Source organism: Amycolatopsis sp. NPDC059657 (genome assembly GCF_042734395.1).
Classification (GTDB): domain Bacteria; phylum Actinomycetota; class Actinomycetes; order Mycobacteriales; family Pseudonocardiaceae; genus Amycolatopsis.
Map to the genome: position 1 here is coordinate 1 of NZ_JBHWEB010000249.1, position 4,377 is coordinate 4,377.

A 4,377-nucleotide genomic window follows, 5' to 3' on the forward strand; every position below is an offset into this window, starting at 1 on the left:
GCTCAGAGCTGACGAACGCCACATTGGGAGGCTGAAACCTGACGAATGCCGCATTGGGATTTTTTTTAGCTGACCGGCTCCGTGAGCCCACCCCTGGCTTCGGGGGCGGCCGAGCGCAGGGCGTCCGCCGCCTCGTCGTTCGGCTGGGACTGGGACTCGACCTCGGCCTCGACCCGCGCGTTGTAGACCTCGATCTCGCGCTTGACGGTCTCCTCCGACCAGTCCAGCACCTCACCCATCAGGCGCGCGACCTGCTCGGCGCATTCACGGCCACGGTGCGGGTACTCGATCGAGATACGCGTACGCCGCGCGAGCACGTCTTCCAGGTGCAGCGCACCCTCGTAGGCCGCCGCGTAGACGACCTCGACGCCCAGGTAGTCCGGCGCGTGCTCGATCGGCTTGAGCAGCTCGGGACGGCCGTCGGCCAGCGCGAGTACCTCGTGCACCATCGAGCCGTACCGGTTGAGCAGGTGCCGCACGCGGTACGGGTGCAGCCCGTGCTGCGCCGCGACGTGATCCGCTTGGTTGACCAGCGCGTGGTACCCGTCGGCGCCGAGCAGCGGCACCTTCTCGGTGATCGACGACTGCGGCCTGCCCGGCAGGTCGACCGCGGCCGCGTCGACGGCGTCGGCCGCCATCACCCGGTACGTCGTGTACTTGCCGCCCGCGATCGCGACCAGGCCCGGCGCGACGCGCGCGACCGCGTGCTCACGCGAAAGCTTGGACGTCTCTTCGCTCTCGCCCGCCAGCAGCGGCCGAAGACCGGCGTAGACGCCTTCGATGTCGTCGTGCGTCAACGGCGTCGCGAGCACGGTGTTGACGTGCTCGAGGATGTAGTCGATGTCGTGCTTGGTCGCCGCCGGATGCGCCAGATCGAGGTTCCAGTCGGTGTCGGTGGTTCCCACGATCCAGTGATTTCCCCATGGGATCACGAACAGCACGGACTTCTCGGTGCGCAGGATCAGCCCCGACTCCGAGACGATCCGGTCACGCGGGACGACGATGTGCACGCCCTTGCTCGCCCGCACGCGGAACCGACCGCGCCCGCCGGAGAGCCGCTGCAGCTCGTCGGTCCACACGCCGGTGCAGTTGATCACCGCGCTGGCCTGGATCTCGGTCTCGCGCCCGTCCTCGACGTCGCGCACGCGCACGCCGGAGATCCGGTCCGCCTCCCGCAGGAAGCCGACGACCTGGGTGGACGTCCGCACGATCGCGCCGTAGTGCGCCGCGGTGCGCGCGACGGTCATGGTGTGCCGCGCGTCGTCGGCCTGCGCGTCGTAGTAACGGATGCCGCCGATGAGCGCGTTGCGCTTCAGCGCGGGCACCATCCGCAACGCGCCGGCGCGGCTCAGGTGCTTCTGGCCGGGCACGGACCGCGCGCCGCCCATGGAGTCGTACAGGAACAGCCCGGCCGCGGTGTACGGCCGCTCCCAGACGCGCTTGGTCAGCGGATACAGGAAGCTCACCGGCTTGACCAGGTGCGGCGCGAGCGTCGTGAGCATCAGCTCGCGCTCCTTCAACGCCTCCCTGACCAGGCCGAACTCGAGCTGCTCCAGGTAGCGCAGGCCACCGTGGAAAAGCTTGCTCGACCGGCTCGACGTGCCGGACGCCAGGTCGCGCGCCTCGACCAGCGCGACGCGTAGACCGCGGGTCGCCGCGTCGAGCGCGACACCGGCGCCGACCACCCCGCCGCCGATGACGACCAGGTCGAAGGTCTCCTTGCCCAGCCGCTGCCAGTCTTCTTCCCGCTTGAGCGGGCCCAGCCGCGCCGGGTTCGCCTGCGACTCAGCCACGTGACACTCCTCCTCGGGTGTTTCGGGCCTCCAGCATCGCATGTTCTCTTCGAGGCGCATCCCCACCAGGCCGCGCATGTGGCGCAGCACTCGCTGATCTTGCTGCGAGCTTGAACAGATTGAGGCAACTGGTGCCTTTGACTAACCGCTACGCACCGGTAACGTGCCTCGGACGTGGGTCGGCAATGGCGCCGCAACGCGATCGTCGGCCCCGCGCATATCGTCCAAAGTGGAGGGCCGAAGAGTGAGTGCTGGGGCCATATTCGTCTGGGAGCTGTTAGGGACGGCGACCCTGATCCTGCTCGGCAACGGCGTGGTCGCGAACCATGTCCTGCGTAAGAACAACGGCCACAACGCCGGATTCCTGTTCATCAACCTCGGCTGGGCCTTCGCGGTGTTCACCGGCGCCAGCATCGCCAACCCGAGTGGCGCGCACCTCAACCCGGCCGTCACGCTCGGGCTCGCCATCGCCAACAAGACCGAATGGTCCGATGTCCCGTTCTACGTCGCGGGACAGCTGGTCGGCGCGATACTCGGCGCGATCCTCTGCTGGGCGACGTACAAGCTCCAGTTCGACGACCACCCCGAACCAGAGAACACGCTGGGCATCTTCTCCACCGGCCCGCAGATCGCCAACACGGCGTGGAACCTGGTGACGGAAATCATCGGTACCTTCGTGCTCGTGGCGTGGATCCTGCTCAGCCCGAGCTTCAAGGCGGGCGACGCCGGAGTGCCGACCTTCGGCAACTCCGCGCTCGGCTACGCGGGCGTCTCGTTCGTGGTGCTGGTGATCGGCGCCTCGCTCGGTGGCCCGACCGGGTACGCCATCAACCCGGCCCGCGACCTCGGCCCGCGCATCGCGTACGCGTTCGTGCTGCCGATCAAGAACAAGGCCAACGCGAACTGGGGTTACTCGTGGATCCCCGTCGTCGGCCCGCTGGTCGGCGGCGCGATCGCCGCTCTCCTGTACCTCGCCGTCCACAACCTGACCTAGGAGCTATCGAATGACGTCGTATGTAGCCGCGATCGACCAGGGCACCACGTCGACGAGGGCCATGATCTTCGACCATTCCGGCCGGGTCGTCGCCTCCGACCAGCGTGAACACGAGCAGATCTTCCCCAAGGCCGGCTGGGTCGAGCACAACGCGGAGGAGATCTGGGAGAACACGCGCGCCGTCGCCGCCGGCGCGCTCGCGAAGGCCGACCTGAGCGCCAGCGACATCGTCGCGGTCGGCATCACCAACCAGCGCGAGACCACGCTGGTGTGGGACAAGACCACGGGCAAGCCGGTCTACAACGCGATCGTGTGGCAGGACACGCGCACCGACAAGATCGTCAACGAGCTGGGCGCGCTCGGCGGCGGGCAGGAGCGCTACCGCCAGAAGGTCGGCCTGCCGCTGGCGACCTACTTCTCGGGCCCGAAGATCAAGTGGATCCTGGACAACGTCGACGGCGCGCGTGCGAAGGCCGAGGCTGGAGACCTGCTGTTCGGCAACATGGACACCTGGGTCCTGTGGAACATGACCGGCGGGGTCGACGGTGGCATCCACGTCACCGACCCGACCAACGCGTCGCGCACCATGCTGATGGACCTCGACACCCTTTCGTGGGACGCCGAGATCGCCGGCGAGATGACCATCCCGCTGTCGATGCTCCCGGAGATCCGGTCGTCGTCGGAGGAGTACGGCAAGGTCCGCGAGAAGGGCGCGCTGGCCGGTGTGCCGATCGCGGGCATCCTCGGCGACCAGCAGGCCGCGACGTTCGGGCAGGCCTGTCTTTCGCCGGGTGAAGCCAAGAACACCTACGGCACCGGCAACTTCATGCTGCTGAACACCGGCACCGACAAGGTCATGTCGCAGAACGGCCTGCTCACCACGGTCTGCTACAAGATCGGCACCAACGACACGATCTACGCGCTCGAAGGCTCGGTCGCCGTCACCGGCTCGCTGGTGCAGTGGCTGCGTGACAACCTCGGCCTCATCAGCACGGCCGCCGAGATCGAAGACCACGCCCGCAGCGTCGAGGACAACGGTGGCGCGTACTTCGTGCCCGCGTTCTCCGGCCTGTTCGCGCCGTACTGGCGCTCGGACGCGCGTGGCGCGATCGTCGGGCTCACCCGGTTCGTCAACAAGGGTCACCTGGCCCGCGCGGTGCTGGAGGCCACGGCCTTCCAGTCGCGTGAGGTGATCGACGCGATGAACGCCGACTCCGGCGTCCCGCTGAAGTCGCTCAAGGTGGACGGCGGCATGGTCGTCAACGAGCTGCTCATGCAGTTCCAGGCGGACATCCTCGGCGTGCCGGTGATCCGGCCGGTGGTCAACGAGACCACCGCGCTCGGCGCCGCGTACGCCGCTGGCCTGGCCGTCGGGTTCTGGGCGAGCGAGGACGACATCCGCACCAACTGGGCGCAGGACAAGCAGTGGGACCCGGCGATGGACGAGACCCGTCGCGAGTCCGAGTACAAGAACTGGAAGAAGGCCGTCACCAAGACCTTCGACTGGGTCGACGCCGACTAAAAAGGACTCGTGGGCGGTGGGGGGGGGGGGGTGCGGCACGCCCGACCCACCGGCATGATTTGACGAAT

General features: G+C 68.0%; 3 protein-coding genes. 2 read left to right on the top strand and 1 reads right to left on the bottom strand.

Going from position 1 to position 4,377, the window contains the following annotated elements; translation table 11 throughout:
- Positions 1-65: 65 nt before the first annotated feature.
- Entirely contained in the window at positions 66-1,835 is a 1,770-nt protein-coding gene (locus tag ACFV15_RS47900; protein WP_378360166.1) for a glycerol-3-phosphate dehydrogenase/oxidase, read from the bottom strand.
- A gap of 202 nt (positions 1,836-2,037) precedes the next feature.
- Between ACFV15_RS47900 and ACFV15_RS47905 the strand changes: the two genes are divergently transcribed.
- Positions 2,038-2,787, top strand: coding sequence for an MIP/aquaporin family protein (locus ACFV15_RS47905; RefSeq protein WP_378360163.1), 750 nt, complete (start codon positions 2,038-2,040; stop codon positions 2,785-2,787).
- 10 nt (positions 2,788-2,797) lie between these two features.
- Positions 2,798-4,309, top strand: a complete 1,512-nt coding sequence (gene glpK / locus ACFV15_RS47910) for a glycerol kinase GlpK (protein WP_378360165.1) — start codon at positions 2,798-2,800, stop codon at positions 4,307-4,309.
- Positions 4,310-4,377: the final 68 nt, after the last annotated feature.